General features: G+C 69.1%; 15 protein-coding genes. 10 read left to right on the plus strand and 5 right to left on the minus strand.

Going from position 1 to position 16,029, the window contains the following annotated elements:
• Positions 1 to 116 precede the first annotated feature (116 nt).
• Complete coding sequence (locus BLQ61_RS10975) at positions 117 to 443, minus strand: H-NS histone family protein (protein WP_091570537.1); 327 nt, start codon at positions 441 to 443, stop codon at positions 117 to 119.
• A gap of 218 nt (positions 444 to 661) precedes the next feature.
• Here BLQ61_RS10975 and BLQ61_RS10980 point away from each other — a divergent pair, with 218 nt between their 5' ends.
• The 9 genes from BLQ61_RS10980 (at position 662) to BLQ61_RS11020 (ending at position 10,328) form a co-directional block, all read left to right on the plus strand.
• Positions 662 to 1,504 carry a symmetrical bis(5'-nucleosyl)-tetraphosphatase gene (locus tag BLQ61_RS10980; protein ID WP_091570013.1) on the plus strand — a complete coding sequence of 281 codons (843 nt, stop codon included), beginning with the start codon at positions 662 to 664 and terminating at the stop codon, positions 1,502 to 1,504.
• 206 nt (positions 1,505 to 1,710) lie between these two features.
• Positions 1,711 to 3,498 (plus strand): nitrite/sulfite reductase, encoded by a 1,788-nt coding sequence (locus BLQ61_RS10985; RefSeq protein ID WP_091570016.1) that lies wholly within the window; start codon positions 1,711 to 1,713, stop codon positions 3,496 to 3,498.
• Positions 3,499 to 3,533: 35 nt separating this feature from the next.
• Complete coding sequence (locus BLQ61_RS10990; protein ID WP_091570018.1) at positions 3,534 to 3,929, plus strand: DUF934 domain-containing protein; 396 nt, start codon at positions 3,534 to 3,536, stop codon at positions 3,927 to 3,929.
• Positions 3,926 to 4,564 carry a phosphoadenosine phosphosulfate reductase domain-containing protein gene (locus tag BLQ61_RS10995; protein WP_091570022.1) on the plus strand — a complete coding sequence of 213 codons (639 nt, stop codon included), beginning with the start codon at positions 3,926 to 3,928 and terminating at the stop codon, positions 4,562 to 4,564. The genes BLQ61_RS10990 and BLQ61_RS10995 overlap by 4 nt, the downstream gene beginning before the upstream one ends.
• A 90-nt stretch (positions 4,565 to 4,654) precedes the next feature.
• Complete coding sequence (gene cysD, locus BLQ61_RS11000) at positions 4,655 to 5,587, plus strand: sulfate adenylyltransferase subunit CysD (RefSeq protein ID WP_091570024.1); 933 nt, start codon at positions 4,655 to 4,657, stop codon at positions 5,585 to 5,587.
• Entirely contained in the window at positions 5,587 to 6,999 is a 1,413-nt protein-coding gene (locus BLQ61_RS11005) for a sulfate adenylyltransferase subunit 1 (protein ID WP_091570028.1), read from the plus strand. Before cysD ends, BLQ61_RS11005 begins: the two co-directional genes overlap by 1 nt.
• A 145-nt stretch (positions 7,000 to 7,144) precedes the next feature.
• Positions 7,145 to 7,468 carry a ferredoxin FdxA gene (gene fdxA / locus BLQ61_RS11010; protein WP_091570031.1) on the plus strand — a complete coding sequence of 108 codons (324 nt, stop codon included), beginning with the start codon at positions 7,145 to 7,147 and terminating at the stop codon, positions 7,466 to 7,468.
• 250 nt (positions 7,469 to 7,718) lie between these two features.
• Positions 7,719 to 8,774 carry an NAD(P)/FAD-dependent oxidoreductase gene (locus tag BLQ61_RS11015; RefSeq protein WP_091570034.1) on the plus strand — a complete coding sequence of 352 codons (1,056 nt, stop codon included), beginning with the start codon at positions 7,719 to 7,721 and terminating at the stop codon, positions 8,772 to 8,774.
• A 240-nt stretch (positions 8,775 to 9,014) separates the two neighbouring features.
• Positions 9,015 to 10,328 carry a purine-cytosine permease family protein gene (locus BLQ61_RS11020; RefSeq protein WP_091570036.1) on the plus strand — a complete coding sequence of 438 codons (1,314 nt, stop codon included), beginning with the start codon at positions 9,015 to 9,017 and terminating at the stop codon, positions 10,326 to 10,328.
• A 151-nt stretch (positions 10,329 to 10,479) separates the two neighbouring features.
• On the opposite strand, the gene BLQ61_RS11025 is transcribed toward BLQ61_RS11020, so the two are convergent.
• The 4 genes from BLQ61_RS11025 to dcd form a co-directional block, all read right to left on the minus strand.
• Entirely contained in the window at positions 10,480 to 11,952 is a 1,473-nt protein-coding gene (locus BLQ61_RS11025) for a DEAD/DEAH box helicase (RefSeq protein ID WP_091570039.1), read from the minus strand.
• Positions 11,953 to 11,992: 40 nt separating this feature from the next.
• Positions 11,993 to 12,853: a KPN_02809 family neutral zinc metallopeptidase gene (gene ypfJ, locus BLQ61_RS11030; RefSeq protein WP_091570042.1), complete on the minus strand. Its 861-nt coding sequence runs from the start codon at positions 12,851 to 12,853 to the stop codon at positions 11,993 to 11,995.
• Between the two features lie 73 nt (positions 12,854 to 12,926).
• Positions 12,927 to 13,190 (minus strand): hypothetical protein, encoded by a 264-nt coding sequence (locus tag BLQ61_RS11035; RefSeq protein ID WP_139182744.1) that lies wholly within the window; start codon positions 13,188 to 13,190, stop codon positions 12,927 to 12,929.
• Positions 13,191 to 13,511: 321 nt separating this feature from the next.
• Positions 13,512 to 14,078: a dCTP deaminase gene (dcd, locus tag BLQ61_RS11040; RefSeq protein ID WP_091570047.1), complete on the minus strand. Its 567-nt coding sequence runs from the start codon at positions 14,076 to 14,078 to the stop codon at positions 13,512 to 13,514.
• A 194-nt stretch (positions 14,079 to 14,272) separates the two neighbouring features.
• Here dcd and BLQ61_RS11045 point away from each other — a divergent pair, with 194 nt between their 5' ends.
• Positions 14,273 to 15,991: a sensor domain-containing diguanylate cyclase gene (locus BLQ61_RS11045; RefSeq protein WP_091570049.1), complete on the plus strand. Its 1,719-nt coding sequence runs from the start codon at positions 14,273 to 14,275 to the stop codon at positions 15,989 to 15,991.
• The last annotated feature ends 38 nt before the right edge of the window (positions 15,992 to 16,029 follow it).

The raw sequence follows: 16,029 nt of genomic DNA on the forward strand, positions 1-16,029 counted from the left end.
CTTTGCATGAGGGGGCGGAATGCTGACGACGCTATCTGGAAGAACATCCAGGCCGAATAATCATCGGCATGGCCCTTTTCATATCATCGTCGTGGCGCAGAACGCCGGGGCCGGGATCAGATGGCGAATTGCTCGCGATCCTGGCCTTGAATCCACAGCGGTGGTTTGCCGCGCCCGGTCCAGGTCTTGCCGGTCTGGGGATCACGATACTTTGGCGGAACCTTTTGCCCGGCGTTGGCTGCGGCAGAATTGCCACCTGCAGCGGCGCCACGCGACGCGCGGCCGCCCGGAAATACATCCTGCGGCGACATATCAAACTCGCTCACCAGTTCGCGCACTTGCGAAAGGGCCTTGGCAAATTCACGGCGGCGCGCTTCCTGGATACGCTGCTCGAGATCCTGGCGCTCCTTGAGCAGTTCCTTGTAGCTGGCTTCTTCAGTCATGGTGGTATTCATAATGCAGTGCGTAGATTGCGTTGACGCGGCGCATTATAGGGATATTTTGGTCCACAAGCACCGTCAGAAGCAATTAATCATTTTGCGCTCATTCCCACCTGTACAGTCGTAACACGGTACCTGCTGCACCAGACTGAGCTGCGAGTTCCATTCAGGCTGGCAGGCCCATACACATCCAGTCGGACCGACCCTTTACAAATCAACACATGAGCATTTACTGCATAGGTGACATTCAAGGCTGCGACAACGCATTGGACCGGCTGTTAGCACATATGGGCTATTCTCCCAGCCGCGATACCGTGTATTTGCTGGGCGACCTGGTCAATCGGGGTCCCCAGTCCGCTGCGGTATTGCGCCGCTGCCGCACGCATGAAGGCAGCTTGCTGCCGCTATTGGGCAACCACGACCTGCATTTGCTGGCGGTGGCGCATGGTGTGCGCAAACCGTCGCGGCGCGACACGCTGGCCAGCATCCTGGAGGCGCCCGACCGCGACGCCTTGCTGGACTGGCTGCGCCACCAGCCCCTGGTGCGCCAGGTCCCCTACGGAGCGGATGCATTGCTGTTGGTGCACGCTGGTGCCTTGCCGCAGTGGTCCGCCGCGGACGTGCTGCGCCATGCCGCCGAGGTCGAAGCCGTGCTGCGCGGCCCGAACCTGGCCGACTTCCTGCAGGAGATGTATGGCAACCAGCCGGCGCAGTGGCACGACGACCTGCGCGGCAGCGACCGCCTGCGCGTGATCGTGAACGCGCTGACGCGCCTGCGGTTTTGCACGCCGGCCGGCGAGATGGACTTCGACAGCGCCGAGAGCGCCGCCCAGGCGCCCGCCGGGCTATTGCCGTGGTTCGACGTGCCCGGCCGGCGCACCGCTGGCGCGCCGATCGCCTTCGGCCATTGGTCGACGCTCGGGCGCATGAACCGCCCCGACCTGCTGGCGCTGGATACCGGCTGCGTCTGGGGTGGCTGCCTGACGGCTGTGCGCTTCGGCGCCACCCTGGCGCAGCGTGAATTCATCCATGTGAACTGCCCACAGGCGCAGCAACCCGGCTGAAACCTGTCACCACGTGCGCTGCTCCCGAACGCAGCCAGGTTTCTTTATGCACCACAAAGCATATATGAAGACCTAAACGGTAGTTTGTTTTTATAACGCCTGCTCCTACAGTGGCGCCCGTTGCGTGACGCGGCGGGCCCTGCGGGCTTTGGCAGGCACTTCCCCGGCGCGTCACGGCCCCACCGAACGACCAGACACGACGCGCCATGTACCAGTACACCGAATTCGACCGCCAGTTCGTCCAGCTGCGCGCCCAGCAATTCCGCGACCAACTCGAACGCTGGGAACGGGGCGAGCTGACTGACGACCAGCTGCTGCCCCTGCGCCTGCAAAACGGCTGGTACGTCCAGCGCTACGCGCCCATGGCGCGTATCGCCGTGCCGTACGGTGAAATCAACAGTCTGCAACTGCGCACCCTGGCGTACATCGCACGCGAATACGACCGGCCCGACCCGGCCCTGCTGGCGCACGCCCAGGCCACGCAGGATGCGCTGGAGGCCGCCCAGCCCGGCCAGACCCTGGTCGCCTCGCCGCTGAAATACGGCTACGGCCACTTCACCACGCGCACCAACGTGCAGTTCAACTGGATTCCGCTGAGCCGCGCGGCCGACGTGATGGACCTGCTGGCCAGCGTGCACATGCACGGCATCCAGACCAGCGGCAACGACATCCGCAATATCACCTGCGACGCCTACGAGGGCATCGCCGAGGACGGCATCGCGGACTGCCGGCCGTTCGCCGAGATCACGCGCCAGTGGAGCTCGCTGCACCCCGAGTTCACCTACCTGCCGCGCAAGTTCAAGATCGCCTTCAACGGCGCGCGCGAGGACCGCGCCGCCACCGGCTGGTACGACATCGGCTTGCAGGCGGTGCGCGCCGATGACGGCGCGGTGGGTTTTGCCGTCAAGGTCGGCGGCGGCATGGGGCGCACGCCCATCGTCGGCACTGTGGTGCGCGACTTTTTGCCCTGGCCGCAGCTGCTGAACTACATCGAGGCCATCGTGCGCACGTACAACGCCTACGGCCGACGCGACAACAAGTGGAAGGCGCGCATCAAGATCCTGGTCAAGGCCGAGGGCCAGGCCTTCATCGACGCGGTCGAGCAGGAATTCCAGGCCATTACCGAACTGGACGGCGCGCCGCACACCATCACCCAGGCCGAACTGGACCGCGTCTCCCGCCACTTCGTGGTGCCCGAACTGCGCGCCGCGAACCTGCCCGCGCGCGTCAACCCCGAAGGCCAGCTGTACCAGCGCTGGCTGCGCCAGAACGTGCGCGGCCATGCCCTGCCCGGCCTGGCGGCGGTGACGCTATCGTTCAAGCGCGTGGGCTTCGCGCCGGGCGATGCCAACGCCGACACGCTGGACGCCCTGGCGCAGCTGGCCGAGCAGTTCTCCAGCGGCGAGGCGCGCCTGACGCACGAGCAGAACCTGCTGCTGCCCTGGGTGCATGAGAGCGACCTGCCGGCGCTGTACGACGCCGCCCGTTCCTTGGGCCTGGCGCAGCCCAACATCGGCCTGCTGACCGACATGATCGCCTGCCCCGGTGGGGATTTTTGCTCGCTGGCCAACGCGCGCTCGCTGCACATCGCCGAAGCGATCACGGCGCGCTACCAGGACCTGGATGAGCTGTTCGACCTGGGGCCCATCGACCTGCACATGAGCGGCTGCATCAACAGCTGCGGCCACCACCACAGCGGGCACATCGGCATCCTCGGCGTCGACAAGGACGGCAAGGAGTGGTACCAGATCACGCTGGGCGGCGCGGACGGCTCGCAGCTCTCGGGCCCCGCGATCGGCGGCAAGGTCGTCGGCCCGTCGTTCAACGCGGCCGAGGTGCCGGATGTGATCGAGGCCGTACTGGAAGTGTTCCGCGAGTTGCGCAAGCCCGGCGAGCTCTTCATCGACGCCCTGCGCCGCATCGGCCATGACCCGTTCAAGGCGGCCGCCAACGCCGCGCGCCACCCCAAGGTGGAAGAAGCCCTGGCCGAATGAGCCGCAACAGCCCTCCGACACCTTCCGCTCGCACTATGAAAATAATAGCTAACACCGCATATTCCGCGCAGGCTGAAGCCGGAAAAGCCCTGCAAATCGCCAACGACGCCGATCTGGGCGCGCTGGCTGCCAGCGGCGCCTTAGACGGCATCGCCTGCATCGAACTGCAGTTTCCGAAGTTCACCGACGGCCGCGCCTACACCCAGGCGCTGCTGCTGCGCCGACGCTACCAATTCGCCGGCGACATCCGCGCCACCGGCGACGTGCTGATCGACCAGCTGGTGCACATGCACCGCAGCGGCTTTTCCAGCGCGGTGCTGGCCGAGGGCGTCGATCCGGCCGCGGCACAGCGCCAGTTCGAGCGCTTCTCGGCCTTCTACCAAGGCGACGTGCTGGAGCCGCGCCCGCTGTTCGCCCGGGAGGCCGCATGACCACGCCTGCTGCAGAAACGCTGGAGCTGGCGCGCGTCAACGCCGAGCACGGCCACGACGCACCGGCGCTGGTGCGCTGGGCGCTGGGCCTGGAATTGCCGTCCATCGTCACCACCAACTTCCGGCCCTACGAGGCGGTGCTGCTGCACCTGGTCACGCAGGTGCGGCCCGACGTGCCGGTGGTCTGGATGGACCACGGCTACAACACCGAGGCCACCTACCGCTATGCCGACGAGGTCGCCCGGCTGCTGCAACTGCGGCTGCGCATTTACCAGCCGCTGCGCTCGCGCGCGCACCGCGAGGCTGTCGACGGCCCGGTGCCGGCGCTGGAGGACCCGGGCCACGCCGCCTTCACCGAGGAGGTGAAGCTCGAGCCCTTCGCCCGCGCCCTGCGCGAGACCGCGCCGCGCGTGTGGTTCACCGCGCTGCGCGCCAGCGACAGCGCCGTGCGCGCGCAGATGCAGCCGGTGAGCGTCAACCCCGACGGGCTGCTGAAGGTGGCGCCGCTCTTGCACTGGACGGCTAAGGACCTCTACCAGTACTGCGAGGCGCACGGTCTGCCGAACAACTTCGACTACCAGGATCCGACCAAGGGCGAGGCGCAGCGCGAGTGCGGCCTGCACTTGGCGCATTGAATCTCTGCCTGGCCCCCGCATCACTACCAAAAACATAGCTGCTCGCGCTTGTCCCACAAGGGCCAACGCCCGATTTGACTGGAAAACGCCATGAATGCCCGAGTCGATCCCGCCGTGCTCCACTCCTTGAGCAACCGCCACTTGGACGCGCTGGAAGAGGAAACCATCTACCTGCTGCGCGAGGTCGCCGCCGCCTTCGAGCGCCCGGCGCTCTTGTTTTCCGGCGGCAAGGATTCGCTGGTCATGCTGCGCTGCGCGGAAAAAGCCTTCGGCGCCGGGCAGCTGCCGTTTCCGCTGCTCATGATCGACACCGGGCACAACTTTCCCGAGGTCACGCAGTTCCGCGACCAGCGCGCGGCCGAACTCGGCGCGCGGCTGATCGTGCGCAGCGTGGAGGATTCCATGGCCCGCGGCACGGTGCGCCTGGCGCGCCCCGACGAGCCGCGCAACGCGCACCAGTCGGTCACGCTGCTCGAAGCCATCGAGGAATTCCGCTTCGACGCGCTGATCGGCGGCGCGCGCCGCGACGAGGAAAAGGCGCGCGCCAAGGAGCGCATCTTTTCGCACCGCGACAGCTTCGGCCAGTGGCAGCCCAAAGCGCAGCGCCCGGAGCTGTGGCAACTCTTCAACACCCGCATCGCGCCCGGCGAGCACTTCCGCGTCTTCCCGATCAGCAACTGGACCGAGCTGGACGTGTGGCAGTACATCGAGCGCGAAGGCGTGGCGCTGCCCAGCCTCTACTACAGCCATCCGCGCCAGATCGTCAAGCGCCGCGGCCTGCTGGTGCCGGTGACGGAACTGACACCGCTCAAGGACGGCGAGCAGGCGCAGACGCGCCAGGTGCGCTTTCGCACCCTGGGCGACATCACCTGCACCTGCCCGGTGGAGAGCCCGGCGGCCAGCGCCGCCGAGATCGTGCTGGAGACGCTGTCGGCTGAGGTGAGCGAGCGCGGCGCCACGCGCATGGACGACCAGACCAGCGAAGCCTCGATGGAAAAACGCAAGAAAGACGGGTACTTCTGATGACCACCGCCAGCATGGAAACTCCTGAGACCCTGGCTGCCGACGCGCTGCTGACGCAGACCCGGATGGACTTCGGCCTGGACGACCAGGCACAGCACCCGGCCCTGCGCTTCATCACCTGCGGCAGCGTAGACGACGGCAAGAGCACCCTGATCGGCCGCCTGCTGGTGGACAGCCGCGCGGTGCTCGCCGACCAGCTCGCCGGCGTCTCGCGCTCGGGCCAGGCGGACCTGGCGCAGCTGACCGACGGCCTGGCCGCCGAGCGCGAGCAGGGCATCACCATCGACATCGCCTGGCGCTACTTCGCCACCCCGGCGCGCAAGTTCATCATCGGCGACGCGCCGGGCCACGAGCAGTACACGCGCAACATGGTCACCGCCGCCTCGCAGGCCGACGCCGCCATCGTGCTGGTCGACGCGACCAAGCTGGACTGGCGCGCCAGCGAGCCCGCGCTGCTGCCGCAGACCCGCCGCCACGCGCTGCTGGCGCACCTGCTGCGCGTGCCGTCGCTGGTCTTCGCGGTCAACAAGCTGGACGCGGTGGACGAGCCGGCCGTGGCGTTCGCCCACATCCGCGCGGCGCTGGCGCGCTTTGCGCACGCGGCGGGCATCACCGTGGCGGCGACGGTGCCGATCTCGGCGCTGCAGGGCTGGAACGTCGCCGCCGCGCACGCCGGCTGGTGCGGCTACGACGGCCCGGCGCTGCTGCCACTGCTCGAGCGCCTGCCGCGCACGCCCGCCGACGGGCAGCTGCCGCTGGCGTTGCCGGTGCAGTGGGTGGAAAAGTCCGCCTCCTCGTCCAGCGACACCACCCAGGGCCGGCGCGTGTTCTGGGGCCGTGTGGCCGCCGGCCGCGTGGCGCCGGGCGACGAGGTGGAGGTGCTGCCCGGCGGCCAGCGCGCCCGCGTGGCGCAGGTGCTGGACCACGTGCGCCGCGCCGGCGCGGTGGTGGCCGGCACCAGCGCCGGCGTGGTGCTGGACCGCGAGCTGGACGTCTCGCGCGGCGACTGGCTCGTGGCCGCACCGGACAGTGCCGTTGCCGCGCCGGCCGAGGACGACTTCGACTTCGACGCTGCGTCCACAGCGCCCACCGCTTGGCCGCTGCAGCGCGAGATCGCCGCCACTGTGGCCTGGCTGGACGACGAGCCCCTGACCGCCGGGCGCGTGTACTGGGCACTGCACGGCCACCGCTGGGTCAAGGCGCGCGTGCGCCGCGTGCTGCACCGGCTGGACATCCACACCCTGGCCGAGACCGCCGCCGACGCGCTGGAGGCCAACGCCATCGGCCACGTCGAGCTGCTGCTGCAGGAGCCCATCCCCACCGCGCCCTTCGCGCAGGCCCGCGTGCCCGGCGCGCTGGTGCTGGTGGACACGGCCAGCCACCGCACGGCCGGCGCGGCGCTGCTTCGCTAGGCGCGCGCAGGCCGCTCCCGCAGCCGCCGGGCTTGATGCGCATCAAGGTAACCGGGCCCCGGCCATGGCCGGGCGCCCGGCCTGCCGCATGGAAGCCTAAAATTGCGGGCTATCCCGAATACCCAAAAACTCTACGATTGCTCCCATGACTCACGTCGTCACCGAAAACTGCATCAAGTGCAAATACACCGATTGCGTGGACGTGTGCCCCGTGGACTGCTTCCGCGAAGGCCCGAACTTCCTCGTCATCGATCCGGACGAGTGCATCGACTGCGCGGTCTGCATCCCCGAGTGCCCTGCCGAAGCCATCTTCGCCGAGGAAGACCTGCCGGCCGACCAGCTGCCCTACATCAAGATCAACGCCGACCTGACGCCGAAGTTCAAGAGCATCACCAAGCGCAAGGGCGCACTGCCGGACGCCGACGAATGGAACGGCAAGCCGGACAAGCTGCAGTATCTCGAGAAATGACGGCCACCCCCCTGAGGCGCTGGCGCGCCTTCTCCCCGCTCTTGCGGCGCTGCGCGCCCTGGGCATGGGACGACGCCAGCGCGGCGGGGGGGGCCAAAGCGCGGCGTCTGCCGGCATGGCGCGCGCTCTGGGCGCATGAGGTTCCAGGAACCAGCAGTTGCCGCAGTGCAACCCGGCACAGCCGTGTGCCGAATTTGTCGCCCAGAGATTCTTCTTTTGCCCATGTAGTTTTTCCCCAGGGGCGGCGGGCATGAGCTTTGAGTCAGATGCCACGGCGCTGCAGGCCGATGCCGTCGTCATCGGCGCAGGCCCCGTGGGCCTGTGGCAGGTGTTCCAGCTGGGCCTGCAGGGCATCGCGGCGCATCTGATCGACGCCCTGCCGCATGCCGGCGGGCAGTGCGCCGAGCTGTATGGCGACAAGCCGATCTACGACATCCCCGGCATCGGCGTGTGCAGCGGGCAGGAGCTGACCGAGCGCCTGCTGGCGCAGATCGTGCCGTTCGCGCCGGTGTGCCACTTCGGCCAGCAGGTCGAGACGCTGGCGGCGCAGCCGGACGGCCGGCTGCTGCTGGGCACCAGCGCCGGCACGCGCATCGCCGCGCGCGGCGTGTTCATCGCCGCCGGCGTCGGCGCCTTCGTGCCCCGCGCGCTCAAGGTCGAGGGCATTGCGCCTTTTGTCGGCACCCAGGTGCTGTACCACCCCGGCGACGTGCAGGCGGCGCGCGGCCGGCAGGTGGTGGTGCACGGCGGCGACGCGGCCGCGGTGCAGGCGGCAATCGACTGCGCGCTGCTGGCCGCCAGCGTCACCCTGCTGCACCGGCGCGATGCCTTCCAGGCCGCGCCCGGGCAGTTGGCGCAATTGCAGGCGTTGCGCGACGCCTGCCGCGTGCGGGTGCTGGCCGGGCAGATCGCCGGTGTGCAGGTCGAAGGCAAGCGTCTGTGCGCGCTCACGCTGCTGGACGCTGGCGGCCAGGCCAGCGCGCTGCCGCTCGACCTGCTGCTGGCCTACCTCGGCATATCGCCGCGCCTGGGGCCGATCGCCGACTGGGGCCTGGCCATGCAGCGCAAGCAGCTGCAGGTGGACCCGGCGACCTTTGCCACCAGCGTGCCGGGCATCTACGCGGTGGGCGACGTCGTCGCCTATCCCGGCAAGCGCCGGCTGATCGTGTGTGGCTTCCACGAGGCGACGCTGGCCGCCTTTGCCTGCGCCGAACGGCTGGCCGGCGCGCCGGTGCCGCTGGAATACACCACCAGCAGCGCGCGGCTGCAGCAGCGCCTGGGCGTGGTGCCGCCGCCCGGCGCCTAGAATCGCGCCCGTGCGCCAGCCGTGCCTTCGCGGCCGGCGCGCTTTGCTGGGGGTGCCCCGCTGTCTGGCCGATGGGCTGGCAGCGAGGGCTGAGACAGTCCCTTCGAACCTGATTGAGATCATCCTCGCGCAGGGAAAGCACGCCGCATCGCTCCGATGGGCCTCCAGGTACGCCGTGTCCGTGCGTGCCCGGCGCCGCGTGCTGCCTTTCCCGCGCGGCACGCACAAGGAGCACGCCGCATGAACCCGACCCCTTCCCCCGCCGCCACCGCGCCGGCCAACGAGGCGCTGACGCCCGTGCCCGCGGGCGAGCGCGTGTTCCAGTGGCGCGACCACACGGCGCTGTGGTTCAGCCTTGGGGTGGGCCTGCTGGTGATGCAGGTGGGCGCCTACCTGATGCCTGCGCTGTCGCCGCCCGAGGCGCTGGCGGCCATCGTCGCCGGTTCGCTGATCGGCGGCGGGCTGCTGGGCTGGGTCGCCAAGATCGGCTGCGACAGCGGGCTGGCCAGCGCCGGGCTGATGCACGCGGTGTACGGCCGGCGCTTCGCCAGCCTGCCGATCGTGCTGAACATCGTGCAGCTGGTCGGCTGGGGCACGTTCGAGCTGGTGGTCATGCGCGATGCCACGCTGGCCATCGCGCGCCAGTCGCTGGGCGAAGGCAGCCTGGCCGGCAGCGCCTGGACACTGGCGGCGACGCTCCTATGGGGTGGCGTGGTGCTGCTGCTCATCAGCGGCTCGATGGTGCGGCTGGTGCGCCGCGTGATAGCGCGTGTGGCGCTGCCGCTGGTGGTGCTGTCGCTGCTGTGGCTGTCGTGGCAATTCCTGTCGCTGGCGCAGGCCCAGGGCTGGGCGCAACTGTGGCAGCGCCCGGGTGCGGGCGGCCTGGGTGTGATGGGAGCGCTGGATCTGGTCATCGCCATGCCCGCATCCTGGCTGCCGCTGGTGGCCGATTACGCGCGCCACGGCAAGAGCGGCCGCTCGGCGCTCACTGGCAGCTGGGCCGGCTACGTGCTGGCCAACATCTGGTGCTACAGCCTGGGCGTGCTGGTGGCGCTGGTGCTGCCCAGCCAGGACCTGGTCACGGCGCTGCTGCTGGCGCAGGGCGGGCTGATCGCGCTGTCGCTGGTGCTGATCGATGAAGTGGACAACGCCTACGGCGATGCCTACTCGGGCGCGGTGTCGGCGCACAGCCTGCTGCCGCGCTGGAGCATCCGCCGCTTCGGCGTGGTGATCGCGCTGGCGTGCACCGCCGGCGCGCTGGCGCTGCCGATGCACAGCCTGGAGCCGTTTCTGCTGATGCTCAGCTCCGTCTTCGTGCCGCTGTTCGGCGTGGTGCTGGGACGACTGGGGGGTGGCGCGGCCATCGGCCTGCGGCTGGACACAGCCGCGCCGGTGCACTGGTCGTCGGTGGGACTATGGCTGGCAGGTATCGCCTTCTACCACCTGGTGCCAAGGGTGCTGCCCGGCATCGGCGCGGCGCTGCCGACGCTGGCGCTGTGCCTGGTGGTGTCGTGGGCTACACGCGGCCAGGCACGGCAGGCCCTGGCGGCTTGAGCCGCCAGATGACGGCAGCCGGGCAGCTCTTGGGTGCCTGCAACCCAAGACCTCTGGGCTGCCATGAAAAGATCCAACCCCTCAGGCCGCAGCGCCTGTACCGCCCTCTGCTGCCGAGGTGCAGCAGTCGGGCAGCGCGGGAACGCGTCTTTCAGTGCTCCAGGGTTTCCGGGAGAGGTGCTCTGAAGAGCGCCGCCACCTTGCGCCGTGGCTTGATGTTGGGCGACAGGCCGGGACGCACCGGGCCGGAGCGCGGCGCGGCCTCCCAGCTCGGCGCCGCCTCGGGCGCGGCGCTGGGCTCATAAGGCCGCTCGAAGAACGGATCACGCGACACCGCAGCGCGGTGGTAGCTGCTGCCACCGCCGGCACTGCTGCCGCTGCTGCGCGCCGGCCGGCGTTCGGGCGCATGGGCGCCACGCCCGCCTGCATCGCCCTCGCCCCAGGCGCGGCGACCGTCATTGAAGCGGCCGCGCGGGCGCTCATCCTCCAGCTGCAGCGGCTCCAGCTCGATTTTCTTCTTGATGAGCTTCTCGATCTCGGCCACCAGGCGCGCATCGCTGCTGGCCGCCAGCGTGACCGCCAGCCCCGAGGCCCCGGCGCGGCCGGTGCGGCCGATACGGTGTACATAGTCCTCGGCGTTGAAGGGCACGTCGTGGTTGAACACCGCCGGCACGTCCTTGATGTCCAGGCCGCGCGCTGCCACATCGGTGCAGACCAGCAGGTCCACCTCGCCGGCCTTGAAGGCCTCCAGCGCCTTCAGGCGCTCGTCCTGGCTCTTGTCGCCGTGCAGCGCAGCGGTCTTCAAACCGTCGCGCTCCAGCGCGCGCGCCAAGCGCGCGCAGCCGAGCTTGCTGTTGACGAAGATGAAGGCCTGGCGGATGTTGCGTTCCTTGAGCACCTTGTGGATGGCGCGGCGCTTGTCGTCGCCGCTGACGCTGAAGAAGCGCTGCTCGACGGTGGAAGCGGTCTCGTTGGGCCGTGCGACCTCGATCACCACCGGTTTCTGCAGGTAGCTGCCGGCCAGGCGCTTGATCTCGGGCGAGAAGGTCGCCGAGAACAGCAGCGTGGTGCGCTGCTGGGGCAGGTAGCTCAGGATGCGCTGCAGGTCGGGCAGGAAGCCGATGTCCAGCATGCGGTCGGCCTCGTCGAGCACCACGTACTCGACCTGATTCAGCACCGCATTCTTGGCCTCGATATGGTCCAGCAGGCGTCCGGGCGTGGCCACCAGCACCTCGACGCCCTTTTTCAGCTCCAGCGTCTGCGGCTTCATGTCCATGCCGCCGAAAACCACGGTGCTGCGCAGCTTGGTGTATTTGGCGTACAGCGCGATCTGCTGCGCCACCTGGTCGGCCAGTTCGCGCGTGGGCAGCAGCACCAGCGCGCGCACCGGGTGGCGCGCGGGCGAGGCGGAGGCGTTTTCGTGCTTCATCAGGCGCTGCAGCAGCGGCAGCGAGAAGGCAGCCGTCTTGCCGGTGCCCGTCTGGGCCGCGCCCATCACATCCTTGCCCGTCAGCACCACGGGAATGGCCTCGGCCTGGATCGGCGTCATGTTCTCGTAGCCCATGTCGGCCACGGCGCGCTTCAAAGGTTCAGCCAGCGCAAGGCTTGAATATGCTTGTGTCATCAAGCCGCTATTGTCGCATTGCAGCAAAAAACGGCCACATTCAAAGGGCGGAGGCGTTGAATGTGTCGCAAGACTGCACGCTTCCCGTGCGATAGCCCTGGGTGAACCAGCGCACGCGCTGGGCACTGCTGCCGTGCGTGAACGCGTCGGGGCGCACGGCGCCGGTCTGCTTGCGTTGCAGCGTGTCGTCGCCAATCTGCTCGGCGGCATTGATGGCCGACTGGATATCGCCTTCCTCCAGCCAGTTGCGCGCCTGTTGCGAATGGTGCGCCCACAAGCCGGCGTAGCAGTCGGCCTGCAGCTCCAGGCGCACCGAGAGGGCGTTCTGTTCGCGCTGGCTGACCCGCCCGCGCCGGCTGTCCACCTGGCCCGTGGTGCCCAGCAGCGTCTGCACGTGGTGGCCGACCTCGTGCGCCACTACGTAGGCCTGGGCAAATTCGCCCGGCGCTCCGAGCTGGCGGCGCATGGTGTCGAAGAAATCCATGTCCAGATAGACCTTCTGGTCGCCCGGGCAATAGAACGGCCCCATGGCGCTCTGACCGGTGCCGCACGCCGTCGGGGTGGCACCGCGGAACAGCACCAGCTTCGGCGCCCGGTATTGCGCCCCGCCCTGACGGAAGACCTGGCTCCACACGTCCTCGGTCGAGGCCAGCACGGTCGAGACAAAGGCCGCCTGACGGTCGCCTTCGGGCGGTGCCTGGGCGGGGCCCTGCTGCACCTGTGGCGAACCGCCGCCCGACAGCACGCCGATGGTGGTCAGCGGATTGATGCCGAACACACCCCAGCCGATCAGCGCGATCACCACCGTGCCGATGCCGATGCTGCGCCCACCGATCATGCCGCCGCCGCCACCTCGGCGATCCTCGACGTTGCTGGATTCGCGGTTGCCTTCCCATTTCATGGTGTTGCTCTCCGACTGAAGGCAGGGCCCCAGGGCTCTGGCCGAACGTGGCGCGCCCGGCGCGCCGGACTCATCAATTGCCTGCCACCAGCATCCGTTCGCCGGATGCCTGGGCCGGCTGCGCCGACGCGGGCTGCTGCAGCGTCACCGTCACATAGCGCGCCGCCTGTGCCCGCGCATCGTGAACATGGCGTTCCACCAGCCGGTCGAAGGCCAGCAGTTGCAGGGCGATGAGCGCCAATCCAGCCAGCATCAGCCACAGCGGCGAGCACACACCATCGGCGGGCATTTTCGAGGAGCGAACGGGGGACGATGGCGAGGCGGGCGAGCGGGACATGGCAACGGGCTCCGGCGATTTCTGGTGGCTGAAAACTGGAGCCGATGCTAGGGCAGCGCGCCTGGGCCCGCGCAGGCAGGCACTGCCCGAACCCGCGTAGGACGGCGGCGGCAGCTGCCGGGTGCCCCTGCGCCCAGGCCTCGGTGCGTGCCTGCGAGCTCAGAACGCGTGAATGAACCCGGCGTGGCCGAGCAGGCCGCGAAAACGCAGCCGATCCAGGCGCAAAGCGCAGCCATGGCGTGGGCTATGGCGAGCATTGGCAACAACAAGCGGGTGTGTTTTGGCGGGATGAGCGGGCATGGCGGGTTCTTTCACCCGTTCTCAGGCCTTGGGCAGCGTCACGCCGCTCTGGCCCTGGTATTTGCCGTTGCGGTCGCGGTAGCTGACCTCGCAGGGCTGGTCGCCCTTGAAGAACAGCACCTGGGCGCAGCCCTCGCCGGCATAGATCTTGGCTGGCAGCGGCGTGGTGTTGGAGAACTCCAGCGTCACGTAGCCCTCCCACTCGGGCTCGAACGGCGTGACGTTGACGATGATGCCGCAGCGCGCGTAGGTGCTCTTGCCCAGGCACACGGTGAGCACGTCGCGCGGGATGCGGAAATACTCCACCGTGCGCGCCAGCGCGAAGCTGTTGGGCGGGATGATGCAGTGGTCGCCCTCGAAGTCAACGAAGCTCTTCTCGTCGAAATTCTTCGGGTCCACCACGGTGCTGTGGATGTTGGTGAAGACCTTGAACTCGCGCGCGCAGCGGATGTCGTAGCCGTAGCTGCTGGTGCCATAGCTGATGATCTTGCGGCCTTCTTGCTCGCGGATCTGGCCGGGCTCGAACGGCTCGATCATGCCGTGCTGCTCGGCCATGCGGCGGATCCACTTGTCGCTCTGGATGGTCATGCTGGGTCAACTCCTGGCGCGCGATTCTAGGGCAGCTACGCATTTGATAGCTGCATGTCTATATGCATCATGGGCCACGGCGCCAAATGGCTGCAGTGACGCCATGGCTGGCGGGGCGCTGCAGGCGCGGCGAAAATAGCCATCCCGCTCGTACAGCCGCCAGGCGGCTTCCAGCGACCCATCGGTTGTCCTCCATGCGCCTGCTTTCCCGTCTCGGCCGCGCCAGCCTGCGCGTGCAAATCATGCTGGTCTTCGGCACCCTGGTGCTGGTACTGGCGCTGCTGCTGTCGCTGGGCTTCAGCGAACTGCTGCGCCAGTCCACGCAGCGCAGCGTCGGCGCGGCGCTGCGCCATGTGGCCGAGAACGCCAATACCCTCCTCGCCGACGGCCTGCTGACGCGCCAGCGCGAGGCGCAGGTGCTGGCCAGCGCGCAGAACATCTGGGAGCATGGGCTGGACACGGCGGATGGCCGGCACCTGCTGGAGCGGCACAAGTCGCTCGACCCGTTCAACTCCTGGATCGGCGTGGCGGCGCCAGACGGCGCGGTGCTGAACGCCACCGGCGGCATGCTGGTCGGCCAGAGCGTGCGCGAGCGGCCGTGGTTCCAGCAGGGCCTGGCGCAGTCCTATGTGGGCGACGTGCACCCGGCCAAGCTGCTGGACAAGCTGCTGCCGCCCACCGCCTATGGCGAACCCAACCGCTTCCTGGACTTCGCCGCGCCGATCCGCCTGCGCGGCGAGGTGGTCGGCGTGCTGGGCGTGCACGGCAGCTGGGAGTGGACGCGGCATGTGCTGCAAAGCTTGGTGCCGCAGTCGGCCCGCGCCCGTGGCGTGGAGCTGTTCATCTTCAACCGCGAAGGCCAGCTGATCCTGGCGCCGGCGGCGCGCGACGCCATGCTGGAGGCCAAAAGCCAGCAGCTTCCCGCCGCGCTGGCATCTGGCGGCAGTGATGCGCCCGATCGCGACAGCGCCAGCCCGGACGGAGAAACGGCAGTGGTGCGCTGGGACGACGGCGTGCGCTACCTGACCGCCACCACCCGGCTGGCGGCGCGCACCACGGCCAGCGATCTGGGCTGGACCATCGTGGCGCGCCAGCCCATCGGCATGGCGTTCGAGGAGGCCGACCGCCTGGTGCGTCTGACGCTGGCCTGCGGCCTGGCCGCCGTACTGCTGGCCTGGCTGCTGGCCTGGCGCGCGGCGCACCGCCTGGGCCACGACCTGGAAACCCTGGCCGGCGCCGCGGCCCGGGTGCATGCCGGCGACAGCGAAGCGCATATCCCCGAAATGCGCAGCAGCACCGAGGCACGCCAGCTCGGCCAGGCGCTGGCCGGCATGACGCAGCGCCTGCTGGCGGCCAACCAGGCGCTGGAAGAAACCGTGCAGCAGCGCACCCGCCAGCTGCAGCAGGCGCTGCAGGCGCTGGAGCGCCAGGCCAGCACCGACCCGCTGACCGGGGTGCTGAACCGGCGCGGCTTCGACGCCCGCATGGTGGCCCTGCTGGGCCTGGCACGGCGCAGCGCACGCCCGCTGAGCGTGGTGGCGCTGGACGTGGACCATTTCAAGCGCATCAACGACACCCATGGCCATGGCGCGGGCGACGAAGTGCTGCGCCGCCTGGCGGCCAGCCTGCAGGCGCGTGCGCGGCGCTCGGACGTGGTGGCCCGCGTGGGCGGCGAGGAGTTCGTGGTGCTGTTGCCCGACACCGACGTGGCCGGCGCCCGCACCATCGCCCAGGCCCTGCTGCAGGTGGTGGCCGAGCAGGAAGACCCGGTGGTGGGCCGCGTCACCATCAGCGCCGGCGTGGCCGGCCTGCGCGGCCCCGAGGAAGAACCGGCGACGCTGCTGGACCGCGCCGATGCGGCCCTGTACCGCGCCAAGCGCGAGGGCCGCAACCGCGTCTGCGCGCAGGCCTGAAAGCGGGTGGGGGGCCTCCGCGCAGTGGCGCGGCCGCG

Source organism: Oryzisolibacter propanilivorax (assembly GCF_900103645.1).
GTDB classification, from domain to species: Bacteria; Pseudomonadota; Gammaproteobacteria; order Burkholderiales; family Burkholderiaceae_C; genus Melaminivora; species Melaminivora propanilivorax.